Source organism: Microbacterium sp. 3J1 (genome assembly GCF_001049495.1).
Lineage (GTDB): Bacteria > Actinomycetota > Actinomycetes > Actinomycetales > Microbacteriaceae > Microbacterium.
On sequence record NZ_CDWI01000009.1, the window covers coordinates 159,646 to 183,703 of the forward strand.

Here is a 24,058-nt window from a genome sequence, read left to right on the forward strand (position 1 = left end):
GCGCCGCTCAGGAGCTCCCGACCGTCGACTGCAGCTTCGCCATGACCTGATTGATCGTGAACGACGCCGACTTCTGCCGCGCGGGGAACTCGGCGAGCGTCTGCAGCATCTGCCCGACGTAGGCCTGCGCCGGGATGAACAGGAAGACGTGGTCGAGCACCCAGTCCCAATAGGTGTTGGACGTGATGTCCGCGCGCTCGAACGGGTCGGTGCGCAGGTTGAAGAGCTTCGGGAACCGCAGCTCGATGTAGGGCTCCTGCCAGACCTGCAGGGTTCCGACGGCGCGCTGCTCGAGGAACACGAACTTCCAGTTCTCGAAGCGCAGCGCGGTGAGGTCGCCGTCGTCCGAGACGTAGAAGAAGTGCCTGCGGGGGCTGTGCTCGACGGCGCCCGTGATGTACTCGAGCTGGTTGTGGCCGTCGAGATGGATCGTGAACTCCGTGCCGTGCAATTCGGTGCCCGACTTCAGGCGATCGGCGATGTCGGCGTCGCCGACGGCAGCCAACAGCGTCACGAACCAGTCGTTGTGACTCACGATCCCGTTCAGCGTCGTCCCGGCCGGGATGCGCCCGGGCCAGCGGACCATGGCGGGAACCCGGTAGGCGCCCTCCCAGTTTGAGTTCTTCTCGTTGCGGAAGGGCGTCATGCCGCCATCCGGCCAGCTGTTCATATGCGGGCCGTTGTCGGTGGAGTACATGACGATCGTGTTCTCGGCGAGGCCGAGCTCGTCGAGGAGGTCCAGCAGGCTGCCGACGACGTCGTCGTGGTCGAGCATCGTGTCGTGATACTCGGACTGCCAGCGCCCGGCCCGCCCCTTGCTCTCCTCCTTGGTGTGGGTGCGGAAGTGCATGTGCGTCGAGTTGAACCACACGAAGAACGGGGTGTCGTCCTCGGCGTGCCCCCGGATGAAGTCCGCTGCGGCATCGCGGAACTCCTCGTCGACCGTCTCCATCCGCTTCTTCGTCAGCGGACCCGTGTCTTCGATGCGCTGGGTGCCGTCGTCGTTCGCCCACGAGTGGATCACGCCGCGAGGGCGGAACCTCTCGCTGAACCCGGGGTACTCCTCGTCGGTCGGGTAGTCCGGGTGCTCCGGCTCCTCCTCGGCGTTCAGGTGATACAGATTGCCGAAGAACTCGTCGAATCCGTGGGCGGTCGGAAGATGCTCGTCTCGATCGCCGAGGTGGTTCTTGCCGAACTGGCCGGTGGCGTAGCCGTGGTGCTTGAGCGCATCGGCGATGGTCGGGTCCTCGGGCTGGAGCCCGAGCTTCGCCCCCGGCATCCCCACCTTCGTGAGGCCGGTGCGGTAGGGGTTCTGGCCCGTGATGAACGCCGCACGTCCCGCGGTGCAGCTCTGCTCCCCGTAGTAGTCGGTGAACTTCACGCCCTCATCGGCGATCCGGTCGATGTTCGGAGTCCGGTAGCCCATGAGACCGTCGGAGTACGTGCTCAGGTTGGATATCCCGATGTCATCGCCCCAGATGATGAGGATGTTGGGCTTGTCGGACATGATCGCTCCTCGGTCGGCGGTGAAGCCGGGCAGGTGCCCGTCCGGCTCAGCCAACCAGGCGCGTCCGCCGATGCCCAGGGGTGCCTCACACCGAGCGGGTGAGGCGGAATCCGATGTGGGACATACCGGTGTCCTCCGCCTGCGGAGAACGGGCGGCCGGGCGGAAGCGCAGGCAGTAGTCGGGGGAGCAGAGGTGCGATCCGCCCTTGAGCACGCGGCGCGGGATGCTCGGGAAGCCCTCCTGAGCGCTCGCCGCGGCCAGAAGGTTGGCACGCTTGCCCGGATCGACGGGGGCGTCCGACAGCTTCAGGTGCCGTGGGGTGTAGAAGTCGCTCGTCCATTCCCAGACATTCGCGATCATGTCGTAGAGGCCGTAGCCGTTGGGGGCGTACGAGCCCACCGGCGCCGTGCCGCCCACGCCCCGGTTGTCATACGGGAAGCGACCCAGCCAGGAGTTGGCCTGGGCCTCGCCGCCGGGGTAGATCTCGTCTCCCCAGGCGAACGCCGCGCCGTCGAGCCCGCCCCGGGCGGCGTACTCGTGCTCGGCCTCCGTCGGCAGACGCATCCCCACCCAGTCGGCGTACGCGACCGCGTCCGCGAAGGCGATGTGGACGACCGGATGCTGCAGCCGGTCGTCGATCGAGGAGTCGGGGCCGAACGGATGCCGCCAGGATGCGCCCGCCTGCCACCGCCACCAGTTGCGCCAGTTGCGGAGGTCTGTCGGCCCGTCGGTCGGTGTGAAGACCATGGAGCCGGGCACGAGATCCTTCGGGTCGGCATCGGGGAAGGCTGCCGGATCGAGCGGGCGCTCGGCCACCGTGACGTAGCCGGTGGCATCGACGAACTCGGCGTATCGGGCGTTCGTCACCTCATAGCGATCGATCTCGAACGACGCGACCTCGCGCTCGTGCACCGGGCGCTCGTCGGGGTAGAAGTCCGCCGACCCCATCTGAAAGGAGCCGCCCGGAATCACCACCATGTCGCGACCGTTCGTCACCCGCTACCCCCGTCGTGCGCGCTGCTCACCCTGAACCGGAATCGGACCGGTGACGCTCAGCTCGTCTTCCCAGCACTGGATCCCCGTCACCTCGGGCATGCGCGCCCGGGTGAAGACGGGGTCGAGTCCCGCGCGTCGCTGGTCGGAGTAATCGCGCAAGAGCTTGAACGCGATGCCCGACAGCAGCGCGATCGCGACGAGGTTCACGATCGCCATGAGCCCCATGATGCCGTCGGCCGTGTTCCAGATGATGTCGGCCGAGGCGATGGATCCGAGGAAGATGATCGCGACCACGAGCACACGGTAGGCGGTGAGGACGGCGGGCCGGTTGCTGATGAACTCGATGTTCGATTCGCCGTAGTAGTAGTTGCCGAGGATCGAGCTGAACGCCAGCAGGAAGATGATGATGCTGAGGAGGATGTTCGACCACTCGCCGAGGTTGCTCACGATCGCGTTCTGCGTGAGGCCGATGCCGCGGGTCGCGTTCGCGAGATCCGGCGTCGACACGAGGATGATGAACGCCGTGATCGAGCAGACGAGGAACGTGTCGAAGTAGACGCCGAGCGTCTGGACGAGACCCTGCTTGACCGGGTGCGTGACCGCCGCGCTGGCTCCCGCGTTCGGCGCAGACCCGAGACCCGCCTCGTTCGAGAACATGCCGCGCTTCACGCCCGTCATGATGATCGTCCCGAGTGCGGCGCCGACGACCTCGTTGAAGCCGAACGCCTGGGTGTAGATCGACGCGAAGACCTCGGGGAGGCGCTCGACGTTCATGCCGACGATCACGAGGCCGAGCAGGAGGTAGCCCAGTGCCATGGCCGGCACGACCGCCTGCGTGACGTTCGCGATGCGACGGATGCCGCCGAAGACGACGAGAGCCGTCAGCACGGCCAGGACGATGCCGATGACCCAGGGGATCCAGCCCACCTCGCCGCCGAAGCTCGACGAGACCGTGGCGCTGATCGTGTTCGCCTGCAGTGAGCTGAACGCGAAGGGGAAGCAGATGATCAGGATCACGGCGAACAGGATGCCCATCCAGCGCGCCTTGAGGCCGTGCTGCATGTAGTAGGCCGGCCCGCCGCGGAAGCCGTCCTTGTCGCGCACCTTGAACGCCTGACCGAGCGTCGACTCGATGAAGCTCGACGCTCCGCCGATGAACGCCATCGTCCACATCCAGAAGATCGCGCCGGGTCCGCCGATGGCGATCGCCGTCCCGACGCCCGCGATGTTGCCGACGCCGACACGGGATGCCGCCGAGATCGTGAACGCCTGGAACGCGGAGACGGACTGCGGCTCGCCGTTCTCCTTGCGCGGGGTGCGATCGGTGAGGGTCCGGAACATCTCGGGAATCAGGCGGAACTGCACCACTCCCGATCGGGCGGTGAAGTACAGGCCGAGCACCACGAGTATCGGCAGCACCACCCACGTCCACAGCCCATCGCCGGCCGAGAGCACGAAATCGTTGAGCGCATCCATCGAATCAGTATGGCGGTAGGCAGGAGGTGACGGGGATATTCCGGCTCAGATCAGGCGCGCCGTCGTCCCGCGGACGTTCAGCTCGTAGGGGAGCGCGGCGGGGATGCCGGCCTCCGCGGTCTGGGTGAGCTTCGCCAGCACGGCATCCGCCGCCCGCTCGCCCTGCCCGAGCGGGAACTGGTCGACCGTCGTCAGGCGGAAGAACTCGCCGAGCTCATGGCCGTCGATGCCGACGATCGACAGGTCGTCGGGTACGGCGAAGCCGAGGTCACGGGCGGCGAGGATGGCGCCGATCGCCATCTCGTCAGAGGCGGCGAACACGGCGGTGGGGCGGGGCCCCGGTCGTCCGAGCAGCTGCTTCGCCGCCCGATAGCCGCCCTCGACCGTGAAGTCGGCGGGCTCGAGGAACGCCGGATTCAGCGGGATGCCGGCCTTCGCCAACGCCCGCTCGAAACCCTGGCGGCGGTTCGTCGGGATGTGGAAGTCGATGTCGAACTCGGGGTTCGCGCCGATGTGCGCGATGTCACGGTGTCCGAGGCCGATCAGGTGCTCGGTGGCGAGCTGGGCGACCGCGACGTCGTCGACCGTGAGCGTGTCGAGCTTGGGGTTCGGGCCTCCGATCGCGATCACCGGCAGGCCCAGGTCGAGCAGGTGCTGCGTCTCGTCGTCGTCGAGCTCGATCGACACGGCGATCACGGCATCCACCCGCTGGCGCCGGAGGAACGTGTCGAAGACATGGCGACGCACGTCCTTGTCGGCCGTGATGTTGTAGAGCGTGATGTCGTAGCCCTCGCGCATCAGCGCCGACGAGACGCCGGACAGCACGGTGCTGAAGAACCATCGGTCGAGGAACGGCACCACGACGCCGATGTTGCGGGTGCGGCCGGACGCGAGGCTCGAGGCGCGCGACGAGACCACGTAACCGAGGGTCGCCGCCGCCTCCTGCACGCGCAGCCTGGCCGACTCCGACACGTGTCCGCGTCCGCTGAGCGCGCGCGACACCGTGGCCGTCGACACTCCGGCGAGCCGGGCGACCTCGTCGATGCTCGCCATGGGATTCCTCTCTGAGTCGGTGGGGCGCGACACCCGATCGGATGCCGCGGCCCACCGTGCTCGGCTTACGCCGTGGTGTACCAGACGGCGGTGTCGACGGGCAGTGCGGTGCCCTCGAACGGCTGGCTCGCCACGAGCACGCCGGCGTCGGCCGGCAGCTCGAGCGGCTCCGTGCCGAGGTTCGCGACGACGTGCACGTCACCGCGGCGGAAGGCCACGGCATCTGAGCCCGCGTCCTCCCAGACGAGGGATCCGGAGCCGAAATCGTGCTCGCGCCGGCCGGTGAGGAGCTGCTTGTACAGCGACAGCGTCGACGTCTCGTCCTTCTCCTCGACCTCGCGGGAGTATGCGGCCCAGTCCGCGGGTTGCGGCAGCCACGACGCACCGGTCTCGTTGAAGCCGAAGGCCGGAGCATCCGCCTCCCACGGCAGCGGCACGCGGCATCCGTCGCGCCCGTAGCGCTCGCCGTTCGTGCGGAACCACGTCGGGTCCTGACGGAACGCGTCGGGGATCTCCATGGCCTCGGGAAGGCCCAGCTCCTCGCCCTGGTACAGGTAGGCGGAGCCGGGCAGGGCGAGCATCAGGGTCGTGGCCGCGCGGGCGCGGGCGAGTCCGATGGCGGTGTCGGGCTTGTCCGGCGTGTTCGGGCCGATGCCCTCACCCTGCGGGTTCTCGGAGGTCAGTGCGAGACGCGAGGCGTGGCGCACGACGTCGTGGTTCGACAGCACCCACGTGCTGGGGGCGCCGACGGCGCCGAAGGCGTCGAGCGACTCGCGGATGACATCGCCCAGGGCCTTCGCGTCCCACTCGGTCATGAGGTACGGGAAGTTGAAGGTCTGGTGCATCTCGTCGGGACGCACCCACAGCGCGGTCTGCTTCAGCGTCGGCATCCAGGCCTCCCCGCACAGCGCGCGGTCGCCGTCGTACTCGGCGAGCACCTTGTGCCAGTCGCGGTAGATGTCGTGCACGCCGTCCTGGCCCCAGTACGGCACGTTCGCCTCGCCGCCGCCCATCGAGTCGGCGTCGGCGGGCGGGGTGTAGTCGGGCAGGCCTTCGGCCTTGATCATGCCGTGCGCCACGTCGACGCGGAAGCCGTCGACGCCCCTGTCGAGCCAGAAGCGCAGGATCGAGCGGAACTCCTCGCGGACCTCTTCGTTGTTCCAGTCGAAGTCGGGCTGGGTGGGGTCGAAGATGTGCAGGTACCACTGGCCGGGGGTGCCGTCGGCCTCGGTGACGCGCTCCCACATGCCGCCGCCGAACACGGACTCCCAGTTGTTCGGGGGCAGCTCGCCGTTCTCGCCCTTGCCGTCGCGGAAGATGTACCGCGCACGCTCGGGGCTGCCGGGGGCAGCCTTCAGCGCCGCCTGGAACCAGGCGTGCTGGGCGGAGGAGTGGTTGGGGACCAGGTCGACGACGACGCGGATGCCGCGGTCATGCGCAGCGTTCAGCATCGTGTCGAAGTCGTCGAGCGTGCCGAACAGGGGGTCGACGTCGCGGTAGTCGGCGACGTCGTAGCCGGCGTCGCGCTGCGGGCTCGTCATGAACGGGCTCAGCCAGATCGCATCGACGCCGAGCTCCTTCAGGGAGTTGAGCCGGCTCGTGATGCCGGGCAGGTCGCCGATGCCGTCGCCCGAGGCGTCGGCGAACGAACGGGGGTAGATCTGGTAGATGACCGCACTGCGCCACCACTCGGAACCGGGGGCTGCGATCTGCTCAAGCTGTGCCATGCGACTCAGATTAGTGCAAACGCTTACACGATTGCCATAGGTGGGATCGAATCGATTCGGGCGGGTGCTGGATGTCGGGTGCGACGCGGCACTTGCACACCCGAGAGTATGCTTCGGGCATTCGATGACTGGAGGCTGTCATGGTTCCCGAGATCAACTACTGGGCGGTTCTGCTGGCGACCGCGTCGAGCATGATCGTCGGCTCGATCTGGTACACGCCGAAGGTGTTCGGAACGCGCTGGTCGAAGCTGGCGAACGTCGACATGGACAGGCCGGGAGCGAGCGCGACGATGGCCATCATCACGACGGTGCTCGTGAGCTTCGCGACGGCCTGGGTGCTCGCCGGAGCATCCGCCATCGCCTGGCACTTCTACGACGGGTCGTTCTTCTGGTCCGCGGTGGTGACCGGTGTGCTGCTCTGGGCGGGATTCACCGCCGCCCGGTTCATCACCCACGATGCGTTCGAGGGTCGCCCGACCGCGCTGACCACCCTGAACATCGCCCACGAGCTCGTGACGATCGTCGTCATGGCCGTGCTCATCGGCGTCTGGCCCCCGGCGCTCGGCTGATCGGCGCCGCCCGGATCGCGCCGCCACGGATTCCGTCCGACACGCCGTGAACGCGCCAATCGTGGACTTTCGTCACTTCCCTTCCGACTTCCTGGTATGTCAGCATTTTTCACGTGACCTGATGGTCGCCCGTGGCCGCGAAGAACGGGCTGCGGTTCCGACCGAGGGGGTCTCATGCACGGTTCACCGCGCCGTCCGGCGAAGCGCGTGGTGTCCGCCGTGCTCGTGGCCGCCGCCGTGATCACCGGTGCCGCCACCACCGCCCTCGGTGCCGCCGCCTCTCCGGTCGACCCCTCGCCCGAGACCGACGCCCCCGACCCGACGCTGTCGGTCTCGCTCGCCTACGAGTTCCTCGACGCCCGCGTCGACCAGTTCTGCGACGGTGCGGGGCACTGCCTGCCGCGCAGCTACGAAGGCGGGTTCTTCACCGACCTGCCGACCTGGGACTTCACGCCCTCGTTCGTCTACGACGACGCGCTCGTGGTGATCGCGTACACGGCTCGCGGGCTGCCCGACGACATCCGCCGCGCACAGGCCGTCGGCGACACCCTGCTCTTCGTGCAGGAGAACGACCCGATCGGCGACGGTCGCGTCCGCACCTCGTACGAGCCGCACGGCATCCGCCAAGGACGCGTCGAGATCACCGGACCCGGCACGTTCACCGGCAACCAGGCCTGGGTCGGCATGGCCCTCGCCCGGCTCTACCACGCGACCGGCGAGGCCAGGTACCTCGACGGTGCGCTGGAGATCGCGCAGTGGATCCAGACGAACACGGCCGACATGGTGCGCGCCCCGTTCGGCTACACCGGCGGGCAGCTCGAGAACGGGTCGTCGCTCGAGTGGAAATCCACCGAGCACAACAGCGACATCGCCGGATTCTTCACGCAGCTCGCGGAGCTCACCGGCGACGCCGTCTGGGCGGACCGGGCCGCCGTCGCCGCGGCCTTCGTCACGGCGATGCAGGCACCCGACGGGCACGTCGACACGGGCACGCTGCTCGACGGGAGCACGGTCAACGTGCATCCCAAGCCCCTCGACGCGCAGACGTGGACCTATCTCGGCACCGGCGACGAGCGCTACGGCGCCGCGATGGACTGGGCCCTGACGAACCTCATCGCCACGGACGGGCCGTACAGCGGACCCTCGATCAGCGACGTCGATGTGTCGAAGGTGTGGTTCGAGGGCAGCGGGCACCTCGCGCTCGCCCTCCGACTGCGCGACGCGGCGGGCGACGCCGAACGCGCGGAATCGCTGCTGAGCAGCATCCGTCTCGCGCAGCGCGACGCCCCCAACGGCGACGGCAAGGGCATCGTCGCCGCCTCGACCGACGGCCTGGATTCCGGCTTCGGCGACCTCTACTACGCGAGTCTGCACTCGGGCACGACGGCCTGGTACCTGCTCGCGGCCGCCGGCGACAACCCCTTCGTGCTGCCGGCCGACTGACCGGCCGCCGGCTGACCGACCGACCGGAGGGAGAGTCGTCCTCCCCCTCCGGTGACGGCGGCGCTCAGCCGATGTTCGCCGTGATGCGCGCGAGGTGCGCCGCGGCCTCCTCGGCCGACCGCGTCCTACCGCTCACTCCGGGGCGCTCCTGCCACGGGCGGGGCCCGTCGGCATGCCGGTACTCGACACCCGCGGCGTCGAGACGCTCGAGGTGCTCGGCCAGTCTGGGAGCGAACTCGGCGTAGTCGCGGTCGCCCACGGTCCACAGCGCCTCGGCGACGGCTGCGAGTCGCGGGAACGCGCGGTAGTCGAGCCCGCGCATCGAGTCGATGTGCTCGGTCCACAGATTGGCCTGGCCGCCGATCACATGTCGAGCCTGCTCGGCGTCGAGCTCCGTCGGGACCGGATCGAACGAGTACGCCTTCTCGACGGTCGTGACCGTGCCGGTCGGGATGGGCTCCGAGGCGAGATCCGACTCGCGGTAGTCGAGGTACACCGTGTCCTCCGGGCAGGCGACCACGTCGTGGCCCGCGCGCGCCGCCGCGAGAGCGCCGACCCGGCCGCGCCACGACAGCACGGATGCCCCCTCCGCGAGCCCGCCCTCGAGGATCTCGTCCCAGCCCAGGAGCTTGCGCCCGCGCGCGGCCAGGTGCTGGCCGATGCGGCTGACGAACCAGCTCTGCAGCTCCTCCTCGTCGCGCACGCCGATCTCGCGCATCCGCTCCTGGGTGCGCTCGTCCTCGACCCACTGGATCTTGGGGCACTCGTCGCCGCCGATGCAGATGTACTCCGAGGGGAACAGGTCGATGACCTCGTCGAGGACGTCGCAGAGGAACCGGATGGTCGACTCCTCGACGTTGAAGATCACGGGGTTGATACCCCAGAGCGTCCATGGCGTGGTGGGGGCGTCGTCCCCGACGCCAAGCTCGGGATACGCCGCCACCGCCGCCTGGGCGTGGCCGGGCAGCTCGATCTCGGGGACGACGGTGATTCCTCGGGCGGTCGCGTAGGCCACGATCTCGCGGATGTCGTCCTGCGTGTAGAAGCCCCCGTGCGGGCGGCCGTCGGCTGCCGAGCCGTGGGCGGCGCCGACCTGGGTCTCGGGACGCCATCCGCCCACCTCGGTGAGCCGGGGGTATCGAGCGATCTCGATGCGCCACCCCTGGTCGTCGGTGAGATGCAGGTGCAGGGTGTTGAGCCGGTGCATCGCAAGCAGATCGATGAACCGCAGCACGTCGCGAGTCGGCGCGAAGTGGCGCACGACGTCGAGCATCGCGCCTCGCCAGGGGAACCTGGGGGCGTCCTGCACGGTGGTGACCGGGGTCGTCCAGCGAACCGGGGCGCCGGGAGAGCGGCGGTACACGGCCGACGGGAACAGCTGGAGCAGTGCCTGGACCGCCCACTGCCCACCGCGATCCGACGACGCGGCGAGGCGGATCGATCGGGTCGTCGTCTCGAGCTCGAACGCCTCGGGGGCGAGGGAGGGGTCGAGGTCCAGACGGATGCTCTGCGGTGCGTCGGGCGCGGAGCCGGGCGCGGAGGACCCGGCGACGGCGACGGGAAGGACGAATCCCGTCGCCGCTCGGAGGCGCTCCTGCAGCCGGAGGGCGGGTTCGACGAGATCGGGGTGGGCGGAGAGTGCGGTGTCGGGAGCGAGCTCGAACTCTCCGGGCGTGGTGGTCCGGGAGGCGGGTCGGGGCAGAAGGGTCGGCATCGGAGCAACTTCCTCGTGATTTCGCGAGGGCATGAATTAGTTGGTTACATGCCCTAATAGTTAGTAAATAATGTGACCTAATTCGACCGGCATCCTTTCCCGTGAAGGCGAAACAATGCCGTCATATTGCGGAAACCTAACAGTTCGGTCAATACCAACATAATGATTGACAAAGGATATGCAACAGATGTGTACTAACTTCACCGCACGGCACATCGACGTATCCGTTCGCGGTATCCCACCTACCAAGGAGAGTTAAGTGGCAATCAGGAAGTTGGCGACGGTCGGTGCGATGGGCATCGTCACCGCTCTCGCGCTCAGCGCATGTTCGGGTTCCGCCGGTGCGGGCAGCGCAGCTGCCCCGAGCGACGGAAAAGTGCCCGAGGTCGACGGGGCAGGCGAGAAGATCACCGTCTGGGTGATGCAGAACGACTACACGCAGGAGACGCTGGACGCGATCAATGCGGAATTCACCGAGAAGACGGGTGCAGAGGTCACCGTGCAGTCCCAGACGTGGGACGGCATCACGACCAAGCTGACCACGGCGCTGGCCACCGACACCCCTCCGGACGTGGTGGATGTCGGCAACACCCAGATCGCCAGCTACGCGGCGACCGGCGGACTCCTCGATCTCACCCCCTACCAGGACGACCTCGCTCAGGGGCAGACCTGGCTGGACGGACTCGTCGAGCCCGCGACGATCGAGGGGAGCCTGTACGGCGTCCCCGGCTTCGCCGGCGCACGAGCGGTCATCTACAACAAGAAGATGTGGGCGGATGCCGGGGTGACCGAGGCTCCGACGACGTACGAGGAGCTCACGGCCGCTCTCGACAAGGTGAAGGCGGCGAACGCTCAGACCCCCGACTTCTCGGCGTTCTACCTCCCCGGCCAGTACTTCTACGCCGGAATGCAGTTCGTCTGGGACGCCGGCGGCGACATCGCCGCGGAGGAGGGCGGCGAGTGGACCTCCGGCTTCAGCTCCGACGAGGCGATCGAGGGGCTCGAGGCATTCAAGACGTTCCAGAACGAGTACTCCACCGCGGCCTCCGCGACGCTCGACACCTTCGAGCCGAACCAGAGCCAGCTCTTCGCCGACGGCAAGACCTCCGCGATCCTCAACACCAACACCGGCGCGATCCTGAAGATCAACCCGGCGCTCGAGCCCGAGCTCGGCACCTTCCCCTTCCCCGGCATCTCGGGTGAGGCGCAGCCGGTGATGCTCGGCGGGTCGGACTGGGCGGTGCCGGTCAAGTCGAAGAACTCCGACCTCGCACTGAACTGGGTGAAGATCGCGGCCAGCCCGGAGATCCAGGAGGAGTACGTCTTCGGCACCGACGGGTGGATCCCGAACAGCGTCGAGGGCATCGAATTCGCGCAGGAGTCGCTCGACGACGTCAAGTCCAGCTTCTTCACCGCGGCCCTGACCTCGAAGGCCACCCCCGCCAACGCCAACTGGACGACCATCGAGAGCAACAAGGCGATCAACAGCCTGTTCTCGGCGATCGCATCCGGCTCGAAGAGCGTCGAAGAGGCGGCGAAGGACTTCGATGCCGACGCCGACAAGACCCTGAACACCCAGTGACGCGAACGGATGCCGTGCGGACGCGCGCGACCGCACGGCATCCGTTTCCCTCCGATCCCCGGCCGCTGCGCGTGCGCGGCGCCTCCGACCTGACGAAAGGCGAGTCCTTGGTCACCACGTCCCTGGAGTCTCCCCCGACGACTCCCCCCTCCTCTTCCCGGCCCGCGTCGACGTCGACGCGGCGCCGGTCAGGCGGCCTCACCCGCTCTACGGCGCCGTTCTGGCTGCTGACCCCCGCAGGCCTGATGATCGTGTTCGTCACGCTCCTGCCGATCGGGTTCCTCGTCTTCACGTCCTTCACGAACTACAACCAGCGCACGCTGTTCACCGGAGCCTTCGACTTCGTCGGCCTTCAGCAGTATGCGGCCGTCCTGTCCGATCAGGCGTTCTGGCTGTCACTGATCCGCACCATCATCTTCACCGCGGCGCTCGTCGTCGGCAGCGTGGCCATCGGCGCCGGCATGTCGCACCTCATGACGCGGCTGCCGTCGGGCATCCGCCACCTCACCACCGTCGTCCTGATCCTCGCCTGGGCCATGCCCAACGTGGCTTCCTCGATCGTCTGGTCCTGGCTGTTCCAGCCGCAGTACGGCGTGATCAACTGGATGCTCACGCAGCTGCGCGTCTTCGGCGACATGACCAGCCGCGACTGGGCATCAGACCCGGTCCTCGCCTGGGTGTGCATCTGGCTGCTCGTCGTGTGGGGAGCGGTGCCCTTCATCGCCCTGACCCTGTATGCGGCGGAGACGCAGGTCGCGGTCGAGCTCAAAGAAGCCGCGCGTCTCGACGGGGCGTCCGAATGGCGGATCTATCGCGTGGTGGTCCTCCCGTCGATCGGTCCGACGATCCTGCTCGTGACCATGCTCTCGATCATCTGGGACTTCAACGTCTTCAACCAGATCTGGCTCATCTCCGAGGGCGGCCCGAACGGCGCCACGTCGACGCTCGGCGTCTTCACGTACACCACGGCCTTCTCGGGCAACCTGCAGATCGGCGCCGGATCGGCGATCGCCGTCGCCTCGACGATCATCCTCGCGGCGCTGAGCGCCGTCTACATCCGCCACCTCGTGCGCTCGGGAGAGGACCTCTGACATGACCACTCGCACACGCCGGCTGCGTCGGCTCCCCTGGGTGAGCAGCAGCATCGCGATCCTGTTCTGCATCGTGTGGGCGTTCCCCGTCTACTGGATGGTCAACACCGCGTTCAAACCGCGCTCGGAGATGCTCAGCAGCACGCCGCACTTCTTTCCCGAGTCGCCGACCCTCGACAACTTCTTCACCGCGATCGGCTCCGGGCAGTTCCTCGTCTATCTGCAGAACTCGGTGATCGTGGTCGCAGGAGCGGTGATCTTCGCCATCGTGCTGGGGATCTTCGCCGCGGCCGCACTGTCGAGGTTCCGCTTCCGCGGACGTCGGCCGATCCTCGTCCTGATCCTCATCGTCCAGATGCTGCCGGGCACGGCGCTGCTGATCCCCCAGTTCCTCATCTTCAATTCGATGGGACTCCTCGGCACCTACTGGGGCCTCATCTTCGCGTACGTCGCGAGCGTTCTCCCGTTCTCGATCTGGGTCATGCGCGGGTTCTTCCTCGCCATCCCGATCGAGATCGACGAAGCCGCCCGCATCGACGGCGCCTCGACCTGGCAGGTGCTCACCAAGGTGCTGTTCCCGCTCGTCATGCCGGGCATCATCTCGAGCAGCGTCTTCGCGTTCATCGCGGCGTGGAACGACTACATCGTCGCGTTCACGTTCATGAAGGACCAGGCGAGCTACACGCTGCCGGTGTGGCTGAACTCGTTCACCGTCTCGGTCGGCGGCGACATGGGCACCGACTACGGGGGACAGATGGCTGCCGCCACGCTGTTCTCGCTCCCGGTGGTGGTGTTCTTCATGATCATCCAGCGCAACCTCGTCACCGGCATGTCGGCCGGCGCCGTCAAGGGCTGAGGTGGCGGCGCCCGACCCTGCCCTCGATGACCCCGCGCGGGAATCGTCCTCGACGACGAGCCCCGGCGGGGGACAATGGGCTGTGGCCGATCTCCGCATCACGACCAAGGCGCTCCCCGAGCACAACCGCGTGCGCAATCGGGCGATGCTGCTGCAGACCCTCTTCCACGAAGGGCCACGCAGTCGGGCGGACATCGCGCGCGGATCGGGGCTGAACAAGGTCACGGTGTCGACGATCGTCGGGGAACTCATCGACCAGGGCATCCTCGTGGAGGCAGGGCATGTCGGCGGCGGGCGCGTCGGCAAGCCGGCCACGCTCGTCGCCCTCGACGAGGATTCGCGATCGATCATCAGCCTCGACCTCTCCGACGCCCTGTCCTTCCGCGGAGCGGTGATGAACCTCCGCGGGGAGGTCTCGCATCAGCGCGAGACCGAGGTGCTCACCGAGCGCGGCGACGCGGCCATCGAGCGCGCCATGGAGCTCGCCGAGGAGCTGCTCGCCGTCGCACCGGCGCCCGTGCTGGGCATCGGCGTCGGCAGCCCCGGGATGGTCGATCGCGCCGGAGTCGTGCGCTACGCCCCGCATCTCGGCTGGTTCGACGCCGATCTCCGCGGGCCCCTGGCCGACCGATTCGGCATCCCCGTGCACGTCGTCAACGATGCGAACGGGATGGCCCTCGCGGTGCACACCTTCCGCGAGAACGACGGCCGCAGCATCCTGATCGTCACGATCCAACGCGGCGCCGGGGCGGGACTCATCGTGGGGGAGACGCTCGTCGACGGAGTCGACTTCGCGGCGGGTGAGATCGGTCACGTCGTCGTGGATCCGCGTCGCGAGACGGAGTGCCTCTGCGGACGGAACGGATGCCTCGACTCGATCGTCGCTGTTCCGCAGGTGCGACGGCGCCTCGACGACGGCGAGCACCGGGATGCCGTCATGGACGACGCTGCGGAGGCGCTCGCCGCCGCACTCGCACCGATCGTCTCGCTGCTCGGCGCCACCCGCGTCGTGCTGGTCGGGCCGCAAGACATCCTCGACGACGACTTCGCCGGACGCACGCGGCGGCACCTCACCGACCGGACCTTTCCGGCGACGACCAGTCAGATCGGCGTCGACATCGGATCGGACGGAGGGCTTCTCGCCCTGCAGGGCCCCGTGGTCGCGGTGCTCTCGGCAGAGCTGGGCATCTCGTGATGGCCGGCGGCAGACGCCCCGCAGGGCGGGAGGGCAGCTGATGGCCTCGAAGAAGGCGGATGCGATCGTGGCGAGCCGCGGGGCGACGAAGGCGCTGCCCGAGCACACCCGGCAGGTGAACCGCTCGCTGATCCTGCGGACGCTCTTCCGCAGCGAGGCGAAGAGTCGGGCCGACCTCGCCAGGGCGACCGGCCTCACGCGCGTGAGCGTGTCGCGCATCGTCGACGATCTCACGGCGGAAGGACTGGTGCGCGAGAGCGGCCCGAGCCCGGAGGGCAGGGTCGGCAAGCCGAGCACGCTCATCGCCCTGAACCCCGACGCGTACCACGTCGTCACCCTCGACCTCTCTGCTTACGCCGAGCTGAGCGGCGCCATCATGAACCTCGACGGCGAGGTCGTCCACTCGACGAGCGTGCCGACCGACGGGGCCCGGGGCGCCGCTCTCCTGACCAAGGTGTGCGCACTGGCGTCTGCGCTCGTCAAGCGCTCCACGGTGCGCGTGCTCGGGGTCGGCGTCGGGTCGCCGGGCGTCGTCAACGACGACGGAGTCGTGCGCGAGGCCGTGGCGTTCGAGTGGCACGACCTCGACGTCGCCGCGGCCATCTCGGCCGTCGTGCCGGTACCCGTGCACGTGGCGAACGACGCGAACGCCGCAGCCCTCGCGGCGCGCACGTACGGACAGCCCGGTGTCGACAACCTCGCGCTGGTGCGGATCGGCCAGGGGATCGGAAGCGGCGTGATCGTCGGAGGCACGCTCGTCACCGGTGATCGGTTCACAGCCGGCGAGATCGGGCATGTGCTCGTCGACGAGAGCGGCGAGGTGTGCCGGTGCGGACGACGCGGATGCCTCGAGGTCGTCGCCGCCGTACCCTACATCCGAAAGCGTCTCGCGGAGCCCGGGGCGCAGCCTCAGGAGATCCTGACCCGCGCCGGACACGCGCTCGGGCGCGTCCTCACCCCCGTCGTCGCGGCGCTGGGCCTCGAGCAGGTTGTCCTGTCAGGGCCCCTCGACGTCGTCGGAGGAGTGTTCCTCGAAGAGACGAGGGCCGCGATCGCACGCGAGGCGCTGGCCATCATCACGGACGACGTCGAGATCCGCGTCGCGGTGCGCGGCGACGACATCGTGCTGCTCGGCGGCACCGCACTCGTGGTCGCCGAGGAGCTCGGCATCCGCTGATCCCGAGACGGATGCCGGTGGCGCCGGCATCCGCTGCCGCGAATGTCTACGCGGCGACGCGGACGACCGCGGAGACCGCGCTCGTGAAGAAGTCGATCCCGTCGACGCCCGAGCGCATGGCGGCCGCCGTGTCGGGGCCGAAGCCGGCCTCGGTGGCGTGCTCGGGGTGCGGCATGAGCCCGACGACGTTGCCCGCCTCGTTGGTGAGGCCGGCGATGTCGCGCAGCGAGCCGTTCGGGTTGACGCCCGCGTAGCGGAAGGCCACGAGGCCCTCGCCCTCGAGACGGTCGAGCGTCTCCTCATCGGCGATGTAGCCGCCGTCCGCGTTCTTCAGCGGGATGACGATCTCCTGGCCCGTGCGGAACCGGTTGGTCCAGGCGGTGTCCGAGTTCTCCACCGTGAGTCGCTGATCGCGACGGACGAAGTGCTGGTGGTCGTTGCGGATGAGGCCGCCGGGCAGCAGGTGCGCCTCGACGAGCATCTGGAAGCCGTTGCAGATGCCGAGGATCGGCATGCCCTTGGCGGCGGCGTCCTTGACCTCGGACATGATCGGCGAGAGGGCCGCGATCGCTCCGGCACGCAGGTAGTCGCCGTAGCTGAACCCGCCGGGGAGGACCAGTGCGTCCACGCCCTCGAGATCGTGCGACCCGTGCCACAGGGCGACGGGCTCGGCGCCGGCGATGCGGACCGCGCGCTGCGCGTCGCGGTCGTCGAGCGAGCCCGGGAAGGTGATGACGCCGATGCGGACGCTCACTCAGCGACCTCGATGCCCACGACGTCCTCGATCACGGAGTTGGAGAGCACCTCGTCGGCGATGCGGCGTGCCTCGGCGAGGAGCTCGTCGGTGACATCGCCCTCGACGGTGAGCTCGAAGCGCTTGCCGATGCGGACGTCCGAGAAGCCCTCGACGCCCAGACGCGAGAAGGCGCCGGACACGGCCTTCCCCTGCGGGTCGAGCAGTTCGGGCTTGGGCATGACGTCGACGACGATGGTGGGCATGAACGGCTCCAGGAGTCGCGGGCGGACGGGCGCGACCAGTCTACCGTCCCCCGGTGAGGTGCTCTCGCGGGTGGCGCGGGGCGGCGCGGGTGGCGCGGGTCAGGCGTGGAAGACGGTGTGCAGGTCGCCGACGGCCTCGCGGCCGCCGAGCCCGTCGATCTCGAAGAGCACCGAGATGCCCACGACGTGGCTGCCGAGTCGCTCGACGAGTTCGCGTCCGGCGGCGAGCGTGCCGCCGGTGGCGAGGACGTCGTCGATCAGCAGCACGCGAGACCCTTCGGGCAGGTCGTCGTGCATCTCGATCGTCGCCGTCCCGTACTCGAGGGCGTAATCGACGGAGGCGGCCGGTCGGGGCAGCTTGCCGGCCTTGCGGATCGGGATGAGGCCCACGCCCGCGGCGATCGCGGCCGCCCCCGCGAGGATGAAGCCCCGCGCCTCGATGCCCGCAACGACGTCGAACTGCCCGGCGAACGGCTCGATGATCGCGTCGGTCGTCGCCTTCAGGGCCTCGGCGTCGGCAAGCAGCGGGGTGATGTCGCGGAAGATGATGCCCGGCTCGGGGTAGTCCGGGATGCTGCGGATCAGCGATGCGGCGCGGACGAGGGCAGGCGAGAGTTCGGTGTCGGGCACCGGTCAAGGGTACGCGGCGTGCACAACTCAGCAAAAAACGTCGCGATCGGCCGGAATGGGCCCGATTCTGCCCGTATCGGCCGATCCGTGCTGAATCACGCCCGCCGCCATTGGTGCTTGACTTCGTGGGAGCGCTCCCATAGAGTCGCTCATCAATGCGTGGGAGCGCTCCCACGCATCCCGAAGCACCGCACCACCACTGCACGACCCACCACAAAGGAGTGAACTGTGAACACACGTGCCCGCACCCGGATCCTGACCGCGACAGCGGTGGCATCCGTCGGAGCCCTCGCCCTCGCCGGCTGCGCCGCCAGCGGCTCAGGCGACGTTGAGGGAGGCGACGAGAAGATCACGCTGACCGTCACCACGTTCGGCACCTTCGGCTACGACGACCTCTACACCGAATACGAGGAGTCGCACCCGAACGTGACGATCGAGGCGACCAACATCGATACCGGCGGCAACGCCCGCACCGATGCCTTCACGAAGATCGCCGCAGGCTCGGGCCTCAGCGACGTCGTCGCGATCGAGGAGGGCTGGCTGGGCGCGGTCATGGACGTGTCCGACACGTTCATCGACCTGCGCGACCACGGCATCGAGGACCGCAAGGGCGACTGGCTGGAGTGGAAGTACGACCAGGCGACCGACGCCGACGGCCGCGTGATCGGCTACGGCACCGACATCGGTCCGAGCGGCATCTGCTACAACGGTCCCGCGCTCGAGGCCGCGGGGCTGCCCAGCGATCGCGAGGGCGTCGCGGAGCTCCTCGACGGCGACTGGGAGAACTACTTCGCCGTCGGCCAGGAGTACACCGACAAGACGGGCAAGGCCTGGTACGACCACTCGGGGTTCGTGTGGAACGCGATGGTGAACCAGCTCGACGAGGGGTACTACACCGCTGACGGCGAGCTGAACGTCGAGGGCAATGCCGAGCTCGAGGAGCGCTTCGCGCTGCTGGGCGGGGCGACCGAGGGCGGACAGTCCGCCGCGCAGAAGGCGTGGGACTGGAACGGCGGCAAGTCGTTCGTCGACGGCACGTTCGCGACGTTCGTCTGCCCGGGCTGGATGCTCGGCGTCCTGCAGGGACAGGTCGAGACCGGTGGCGGCGACGCCGCGACGGGCTGGGACTTCGCGGACGTGTTCCCGGGAGGTGCGGCCAACTGGGGTGGCGCGTGGCTGTCGATCCCGGAGACCTCTCAGCACCAGGAGGCGGCAGCCGAGCTCGCCGACTGGCTCACCCAGCCCGAGCAGCAGGTGAAGCAGTCGGCCGCCGCCGGCAACTTCCCCTCCACCGTGAAGGCGCAGGAGACGCTCGCCGAGGAGGCGACGCCGAACGCGTTCTTCAACGACGCGCCCACCGGAGCGATCCTGGCCGAGCGCGCCAAGGGCGTCGAGGCGCAGTTCAAGGGACCGCAGGACTCCGTCATCCAGGAGAACGTGTTCGGCCCGGCACTGCGGAGCCTCGACCTCGGTGAGGTGGACACCCAGGGCTCCTGGGACAAGGCGATCGACCTGCTGAACCAGTTGGTCGACTGACCCACCTCGGCCCTTCGACAGGCTCAGGGACCCTCTTGGGTTGCTGAGCCTGTCGAAGCACCTCCTCTCACGAAGGAACCCTCATGACTCTCACCGCCCCTCGGGCCGATGCCCAGAGCGCGGCATCCGCCCCGCTGCCGGACTCTCCGCCGAAGCGGCCCTGGCGTCACGGCATCTCGCGGTTCGACCAGCACGCCTCGCCGTACTTCTACATCTCGCCGTTCTTCCTCCTCTTCGGGCTCGTCGGCCTGTTCCCGCTGCTCTACACCGTCTGGGTGGCGGTCCACGAGTGGGATCTGCTGAAGGGCGAAGGCGACTTCGTCGGCCTGGGCAACTTCGGTGAGGTGCTCGCCGATGCGATGTTCTGGAACTCCATCTTCAACACCGTCAGCATCTTCCTGCTGTCGGCGATCCCTCAGCTCGCCGTCGCGCTGTTCATCGCGTACCTGCTCGACCGGGGACTGCGCACGCCCACGTTCTGGCGGATGAGCGTGCTCATCCCCTTCGTCGTGACCCCCGTCGCGGTCGCGATCATCTTCTCCAGCATCTTCAACGAGGCCGACGGCCTGGCGAACAACCTGCTCAACCTCGTCGGCATCGCCGACCAGCAGTGGAAGACGGACACGGCGCTGTCGCACATCGCGATCGCGGTCATGGTCAACTTCCGCTGGACCGGCTACAACGCCCTGATCCTGCTCGCGGCCATGCAGTCGGTGCCGCGCGACCTCTACGAATCCGCCGCTCTCGACGGCGCGGGGTCTGCTCGTCGCTTCTTCTCGATCACCATCCCGACGATCCGCCCGACCCTGATCTTCGTGATCATCACCTCGACGATCGGCGGACTGCAGATCTTCGCCGAGCCGCGGCTCTTCGACGTCTCCACCGCGGGTGGCATCGGCGGCAGCGACCGGCAGTTCCAGACGACGGTGCTCTTCCTCTGGGAGCTCGCCTTCTTCCGCCTCGACCTGGGCAAGGCATCCGCGGTGGCGATCCTGCTGTTCCTCCTCATCGTCGCGTTCGGCCTGATCAACTTCCTCATCTCCCGCAGGATCTCCACCGGAGACGACCGCAGGAACCGCGCCGCGCGCCGCCGCGATCGCTCGACCCTCACGGAGGACGCACGATGACCGCCACCCAGGCACTCAGCGTGCCCGAGAAGATCCGCCGCCGGCGCGAAACGTCATCCGGCACCGCCGGCATCGGCAGCCGGCCCGGGTTCCTCACCTACGGCCTGCTCGCCGCGTTCATCATCGGCAGCGTGTATCCGCTGTGGTGGTCGATCGTCGTGGCGAGCGGCACGAACGCGACCCGCGGCGAGACCCTGCCGCTGATCCCCGGGGGCAACTTCTTCGCGAATGCCGCGAAGGTGTTCGACGCCATCCCGTTCTGGCTGGCTCTCGGCAACTCGTTCCTGATCTCGGGCATCATCACGATCTCGGTCGTGACGTTCTCGACGCTCGCCGGCTACGCCTTCGCGAAGCTGCGCTTCAAGGGACGCGACGGGCTCATGATCTTCGTGATCGCGACCATGGCGATCCCGACGCAGCTCGGCATCATCCCGCTGTTCATGGTCATGCGCGAACTCGGCTGGACCGGCACGATCGGTGCGGTCATCGTGCCGACGCTCGTCACCGCGTTCGGTGTCTTCTTCATGCGGCAGTACCTCGTCGACGTCATCCCCGACGAGCTGATCGAGGCGGCGCGCATGGACGGCGCCAACCAGTTCCGCACCTTCCTCACCGTCGGCCTCCCGGCGGCGCGGCCCGCGATGGCGATCCTCGGGCTGTTCACGTTCATGACCGCGTGGACCGACTACCTGTGGCCGCTGATCGTGCTCTCCCCCCAGAACCCGACCCTGCAGACGGCGCTCAGCCAGCTGCAGTCGGGCTACTACATCGACTACTCGATCGTGCTCGCCGGCGCGGTGCTCGCGACCCTCCCGCTGCTCGTCCTCTTCGTGGTGGCGGGCCGGCAGCTGGTCAGTGGCATCATGGCGGGCGCGGTGAAAGGATGACCCGTATGACCCGCGCCTTCCCCGAGAACTTCCTGTTCGGCGCCGCGACAGCGGCGTACCAGATCGAGGGGGCGGCCTTCGAAGACGGGCGCACCGCGTCGATCTGGGACGCCTTCTGTCGAGTGCCCGGAGCGGTCATCGGAGGGGACGACGGCGACGTCGCGTGCGACCACTACCACCGCTACCCGCAGGACGTGGCGCTCATGAAGGAGCTCGGCCTGCAGACCTACCGCTTCTCGACGTCGTGGTCGCGCGTGCGCCCCGACGGCGGCGAGGTCAACGCGAAGGGCGTCGACTTCTACAAGCGACTGGTCGACGAGCTGCTCGCGAACGACATCCTGCCGTGGCTCACCCTCTATCACTGGGACATGCCGCAGGCGCTGCAGGAGACCGGCGGCTGGACGAACCGCGACACGGTGAGCCGGTTCCTCGAGTATGCGGGCACCATGCACGACGCCCTGGGCGACCGGGTGAACGTGTGGACGACGCTCAACGAGCCGTGGTGCTCGTCGTTCCTCTCGTATACGGGAGGCGAGCACGCCCCGGGCCATACGAGCATCGCCGAGGGTCTTCTCGCCTCGCATCACCTGCTGCTCGCGCACGGCGAGACGGTGCGCGAGCTGCGCGGGAGGGACGCGAGCCTCAACCTCGGCATCACGCTGAACCACACCGTGGCCGACCCCGCCGACCCGACGAACCCGCTCGACCTCGACGCCGCGCGCCGGGTGGACGGACAGTTCAACCGGTGGTTCCTCGACCCGATCTACCGCGGGGCGTACCCGGCGGACATCATCAGGGACATCAGGGCGGTGGATGCCGACGCCGTGGCCAGATTCGCGGATGCTGTGCACGACGGCGACCTCGACGCGATCTCCCAGCCGATCGACACGCAGGGCGTCAACTACTACCACGGCGACCTCGTCTCGGGCACGGCTCCGGTCGCGGAGGCGGTCAGCGGAGGGCCGGCGACCGCTCGCCCGACGCGCAGCCCGTACCCGTCGCACGACGGCATCCATCCCGTGGAGCGGGGTCTTGCGCGCACGGCGCAGAACTGGGAGGTGCAGCCGGAGGGGCTGACCCGGCTGCTGCAGCGAGTGTGGAGCGAGTACGCCGAGCCCGCGGGCACCGTGCTCTACATGACCGAGAACGGCGCCGCGTACGACGACGTCGCGGTCGTCGAAGACGGCGAGACGCGGGTGCACGACGAGGACCGCACCGAGTTCCTGCGTCTGCACCTCGAGGCGGTGCTCGATGCGGCGGATGCCGGGGTCGATGTGCGCGGCTACTTCTACTGGTCGCTGTTCGACAACTTCGAGTGGGCGTGGGGGTACGACAAGCGGTTCGGCATCGTCCGCGTCGATTACGACACCCAGGAGCGGACTCTGAAGGACTCGGGTCGGGAGTACGCTCGCATCATCGCCGCTCGCGCTCTCTGACGCCGGGGCGGCGGTGATGGAGCATCCGACCATGCTGTCGTCGGACGGAGGGAGAGCTGTGACGTCACGAGCGACCATCGAAGAGGTGGCCTCGGCCGCCGGGGTGTCACGGTCGACCGTCTCGCGCGTCGTGAACGGCTCGACGGCGGTGAGTCCCGAGGCGCTCGCCGCCGTGCAGCGGGCCATCGAAGAGCTCAGCTACGTGCCGAACCGCGCCGCGCGATCGCTCGCGTCGAAGCAGACGCACGCGATCGCGCTGATCGTGCCCGAGGACACGACCCGATTCTTCGGCGATCCCTTCTTCGCGGCGATCGTCGCCGGCATCACCGGGGCGCTGCGGGGATCGGACTACCTGCTCAACCTGCTGATCGCGAGCGACGACCCGGGCGACAAGATGACGAGCTTCGTGCGCAACGGCGGTGTCGACGGGGCGCTCATCGTCTCGCACCACACCAGCGACGCCTTCATCGACCGGGTCGCCGACGCGGTGCCGGTGGTGTGGGGCGGTCGCCCGGTGCGGCTGCGGGAGGGCGACTACGTCGTCGACGTCGACAACGTCGAAGGAGCCCGCACGGCGACCAAGCACCTGATCGCGACGGGACGCCGTCGCATCGCGACGATCGCCGGCCCGCTCACCATGGTGTCCTCCGTCGATCGTGTGCAGGGGTTCCGCGGCGCGCTGGCGGATGCAGGGCTCGTGCCGTTCGCCGAGGAATCGGGCGACTACAGCGAGAGCAGCGGTGCGGATGCCGCGCGTCGCATCCTCGCGGCCGGTCGCCCTGACGCGATCTTCGTCGCGAGCGACCTCATGGCGCGGGGAGCGCTCACGGCGCTGCGCGCCGCCGGCATCCGGGTTCCCGAGGACGTGGCGCTGGTCGGATTCGACGACTCGTCGGTCGCGCTCAGCACCGACCCGCCGCTGACGACGATGCGGCAGCCGATGTACGCGCAGGGCGAGGGCATGGCCGGCGTGCTGCTGTCGCGTCTCGCCGGCCGCGACACCGCGCACACGACGATCCTGCCGACCGAGCTCGTGGTGCGCGCCTCGACCTGACC

At 68.5% G+C, this 24,058-nt stretch carries 21 protein-coding genes; 12 read left to right on the plus strand and 9 right to left on the minus strand.

Annotated features, from left to right (window positions below; translation table 11 throughout):
* Positions 1–7 precede the first annotated feature (7 nt).
* The 5 genes from BN2660_RS07335 to BN2660_RS07355 form a co-directional block, all read right to left on the minus strand.
* Positions 8–1,507 (minus strand): arylsulfatase, encoded by a 1,500-nt coding sequence (locus tag BN2660_RS07335; RefSeq protein WP_176697122.1) that lies wholly within the window; start codon positions 1,505–1,507, stop codon positions 8–10.
* An 85-nt stretch (positions 1,508–1,592) separates the two neighbouring features.
* Positions 1,593–2,486 carry a formylglycine-generating enzyme family protein gene (locus tag BN2660_RS07340; protein ID WP_091229702.1) on the minus strand — a complete coding sequence of 298 codons (894 nt, stop codon included), beginning with the start codon at positions 2,484–2,486 and terminating at the stop codon, positions 1,593–1,595.
* A gap of 21 nt (positions 2,487–2,507) precedes the next feature.
* Positions 2,508–3,980 carry an alanine/glycine:cation symporter family protein gene (locus BN2660_RS07345; protein ID WP_091229393.1) on the minus strand — a complete coding sequence of 491 codons (1,473 nt, stop codon included), beginning with the start codon at positions 3,978–3,980 and terminating at the stop codon, positions 2,508–2,510.
* 45 nt (positions 3,981–4,025) lie between these two features.
* Entirely contained in the window at positions 4,026–5,033 is a 1,008-nt protein-coding gene (locus tag BN2660_RS07350; protein WP_091229397.1) for a LacI family DNA-binding transcriptional regulator, read from the minus strand.
* A 65-nt stretch (positions 5,034–5,098) separates the two neighbouring features.
* Entirely contained in the window at positions 5,099–6,760 is a 1,662-nt protein-coding gene (locus tag BN2660_RS07355) for a glycoside hydrolase family 13 protein (protein ID WP_091229400.1), read from the minus strand.
* Between the two features lie 140 nt (positions 6,761–6,900).
* On the opposite strand from BN2660_RS07355, the gene BN2660_RS07360 reads away from it, so the two are divergent.
* Together BN2660_RS07360 and BN2660_RS07365 are read left to right on the plus strand one after the other, a co-directional pair.
* On the plus strand, positions 6,901–7,329 hold the full coding sequence (locus tag BN2660_RS07360) for a DUF1761 domain-containing protein (protein ID WP_091229403.1): 429 nt from the start codon (positions 6,901–6,903) through the stop codon (positions 7,327–7,329).
* Positions 7,330–7,503: 174 nt separating this feature from the next.
* Entirely contained in the window at positions 7,504–8,772 is a 1,269-nt protein-coding gene (locus tag BN2660_RS07365) for a hypothetical protein (protein WP_091229407.1), read from the plus strand.
* Between the two features lie 64 nt (positions 8,773–8,836).
* On the opposite strand, the gene BN2660_RS07370 is transcribed toward BN2660_RS07365, so the two are convergent.
* The gene (locus tag BN2660_RS07370; RefSeq protein WP_218054104.1) at positions 8,837–10,486 is read right to left on the minus strand and encodes a beta-N-acetylhexosaminidase; all 1,650 of its coding nucleotides are present in this window, start codon (positions 10,484–10,486) and stop codon (positions 8,837–8,839) included.
* Positions 10,487–10,745: 259 nt separating this feature from the next.
* Between BN2660_RS07370 and BN2660_RS07375 the strand changes: the two genes are divergently transcribed.
* From BN2660_RS07375 to BN2660_RS07395, 5 genes are all read left to right on the plus strand, one after another.
* A complete protein-coding gene (locus BN2660_RS07375) occupies positions 10,746–12,068 on the plus strand; it encodes an extracellular solute-binding protein (protein ID WP_218054105.1) in 1,323 nt (440 codons plus the stop codon).
* A gap of 107 nt (positions 12,069–12,175) precedes the next feature.
* Positions 12,176–13,159 (plus strand): carbohydrate ABC transporter permease, encoded by a 984-nt coding sequence (locus BN2660_RS07380; RefSeq protein ID WP_218054106.1) that lies wholly within the window; start codon positions 12,176–12,178, stop codon positions 13,157–13,159.
* 1 nt (position 13,160) lies between these two features.
* Positions 13,161–14,015, plus strand: a complete 855-nt coding sequence (locus BN2660_RS07385; protein ID WP_091229415.1) for a carbohydrate ABC transporter permease — start codon at positions 13,161–13,163, stop codon at positions 14,013–14,015.
* Between the two features lie 82 nt (positions 14,016–14,097).
* Positions 14,098–15,210 (plus strand): ROK family transcriptional regulator, encoded by a 1,113-nt coding sequence (locus tag BN2660_RS07390; protein WP_091229419.1) that lies wholly within the window; start codon positions 14,098–14,100, stop codon positions 15,208–15,210.
* Between the two features lie 40 nt (positions 15,211–15,250).
* On the plus strand, positions 15,251–16,387 hold the full coding sequence (locus BN2660_RS07395; RefSeq protein WP_176697123.1) for an ROK family transcriptional regulator: 1,137 nt from the start codon (positions 15,251–15,253) through the stop codon (positions 16,385–16,387).
* A gap of 46 nt (positions 16,388–16,433) precedes the next feature.
* On the opposite strand, the gene purQ is transcribed toward BN2660_RS07395, so the two are convergent.
* The 3 genes from purQ to BN2660_RS07410 form a co-directional block, all read right to left on the minus strand.
* Positions 16,434–17,141, minus strand: coding sequence for a phosphoribosylformylglycinamidine synthase subunit PurQ (gene purQ / locus BN2660_RS07400; RefSeq protein ID WP_091229428.1), 708 nt, complete (start codon positions 17,139–17,141; stop codon positions 16,434–16,436).
* Positions 17,138–17,386: a phosphoribosylformylglycinamidine synthase subunit PurS gene (gene purS, locus BN2660_RS07405; RefSeq protein WP_091229431.1), complete on the minus strand. Its 249-nt coding sequence runs from the start codon at positions 17,384–17,386 to the stop codon at positions 17,138–17,140. The genes purQ and purS overlap by 4 nt, the downstream gene beginning before the upstream one ends.
* A gap of 99 nt (positions 17,387–17,485) precedes the next feature.
* Entirely contained in the window at positions 17,486–18,016 is a 531-nt protein-coding gene (locus BN2660_RS07410) for an adenine phosphoribosyltransferase (protein ID WP_091229435.1), read from the minus strand.
* A gap of 228 nt (positions 18,017–18,244) precedes the next feature.
* On the opposite strand from BN2660_RS07410, the gene BN2660_RS07415 reads away from it, so the two are divergent.
* The 5 genes from BN2660_RS07415 to BN2660_RS07435 all read left to right on the plus strand — a co-directional run bounded on the left by BN2660_RS07415 (position 18,245) and on the right by BN2660_RS07435 (position 24,056).
* Complete coding sequence (locus BN2660_RS07415) at positions 18,245–19,552, plus strand: ABC transporter substrate-binding protein (RefSeq protein ID WP_091229439.1); 1,308 nt, start codon at positions 18,245–18,247, stop codon at positions 19,550–19,552.
* Between the two features lie 83 nt (positions 19,553–19,635).
* Positions 19,636–20,679, plus strand: a complete 1,044-nt coding sequence (locus BN2660_RS07420; protein ID WP_091229442.1) for a carbohydrate ABC transporter permease — start codon at positions 19,636–19,638, stop codon at positions 20,677–20,679.
* Positions 20,676–21,566 (plus strand): carbohydrate ABC transporter permease, encoded by an 891-nt coding sequence (locus BN2660_RS07425; RefSeq protein WP_091229448.1) that lies wholly within the window; start codon positions 20,676–20,678, stop codon positions 21,564–21,566. Before BN2660_RS07420 ends, BN2660_RS07425 begins: the two co-directional genes overlap by 4 nt.
* 5 nt (positions 21,567–21,571) lie before the next feature.
* Positions 21,572–23,002, plus strand: coding sequence for a GH1 family beta-glucosidase (locus BN2660_RS07430; RefSeq protein ID WP_176697124.1), 1,431 nt, complete (start codon positions 21,572–21,574; stop codon positions 23,000–23,002).
* A gap of 58 nt (positions 23,003–23,060) precedes the next feature.
* Positions 23,061–24,056 carry a LacI family DNA-binding transcriptional regulator gene (locus BN2660_RS07435; protein WP_091229456.1) on the plus strand — a complete coding sequence of 332 codons (996 nt, stop codon included), beginning with the start codon at positions 23,061–23,063 and terminating at the stop codon, positions 24,054–24,056.
* The last annotated feature ends 2 nt before the right edge of the window (positions 24,057–24,058 follow it).

What these genes read in the sequence shown, in the direction of transcription:
- BN2660_RS07335 (WP_176697122.1), bottom strand. Translation starts at nt 1,507, where the DNA reads ATGTCCGACAAGCCCAACATCCTCATCATCTGGGGCGATGACATCGGG.
- BN2660_RS07340 (WP_091229702.1), bottom strand. Translation starts at nt 2,486, where the DNA reads ATGGTGGTGATTCCGGGCGGCTCCTTTCAGATGGGGTCGGCGGACTTC.
- BN2660_RS07345 (WP_091229393.1), bottom strand. Translation starts at nt 3,980, where the DNA reads ATGGATGCGCTCAACGATTTCGTGCTCTCGGCCGGCGATGGGCTGTGG.
- BN2660_RS07350 (WP_091229397.1), bottom strand. Translation starts at nt 5,033, where the DNA reads ATGGCGAGCATCGACGAGGTCGCCCGGCTCGCCGGAGTGTCGACGGCC.
- BN2660_RS07355 (WP_091229400.1), bottom strand. Translation starts at nt 6,760, where the DNA reads ATGGCACAGCTTGAGCAGATCGCAGCCCCCGGTTCCGAGTGGTGGCGC.
- BN2660_RS07360 (WP_091229403.1), top strand. Translation starts at nt 6,901, where the DNA reads ATGGTTCCCGAGATCAACTACTGGGCGGTTCTGCTGGCGACCGCGTCG.
- BN2660_RS07365 (WP_091229407.1), top strand. Translation starts at nt 7,504, where the DNA reads ATGCACGGTTCACCGCGCCGTCCGGCGAAGCGCGTGGTGTCCGCCGTG.
- BN2660_RS07370 (WP_218054104.1), bottom strand. Translation starts at nt 10,486, where the DNA reads ATGCCGACCCTTCTGCCCCGACCCGCCTCCCGGACCACCACGCCCGGA.
- BN2660_RS07385 (WP_091229415.1), top strand. Translation starts at nt 13,161, where the DNA reads ATGACCACTCGCACACGCCGGCTGCGTCGGCTCCCCTGGGTGAGCAGC.
- BN2660_RS07395 (WP_176697123.1), top strand. Translation starts at nt 15,251, where the DNA reads ATGGCCTCGAAGAAGGCGGATGCGATCGTGGCGAGCCGCGGGGCGACG.
- purS (WP_091229431.1), bottom strand. Translation starts at nt 17,386, where the DNA reads ATGCCCACCATCGTCGTCGACGTCATGCCCAAGCCCGAACTGCTCGAC.
- BN2660_RS07420 (WP_091229442.1), top strand. Translation starts at nt 19,636, where the DNA reads ATGACTCTCACCGCCCCTCGGGCCGATGCCCAGAGCGCGGCATCCGCC.
- BN2660_RS07425 (WP_091229448.1), top strand. Translation starts at nt 20,676, where the DNA reads ATGACCGCCACCCAGGCACTCAGCGTGCCCGAGAAGATCCGCCGCCGG.
- BN2660_RS07430 (WP_176697124.1), top strand. Translation starts at nt 21,572, where the DNA reads ATGACCCGCGCCTTCCCCGAGAACTTCCTGTTCGGCGCCGCGACAGCG.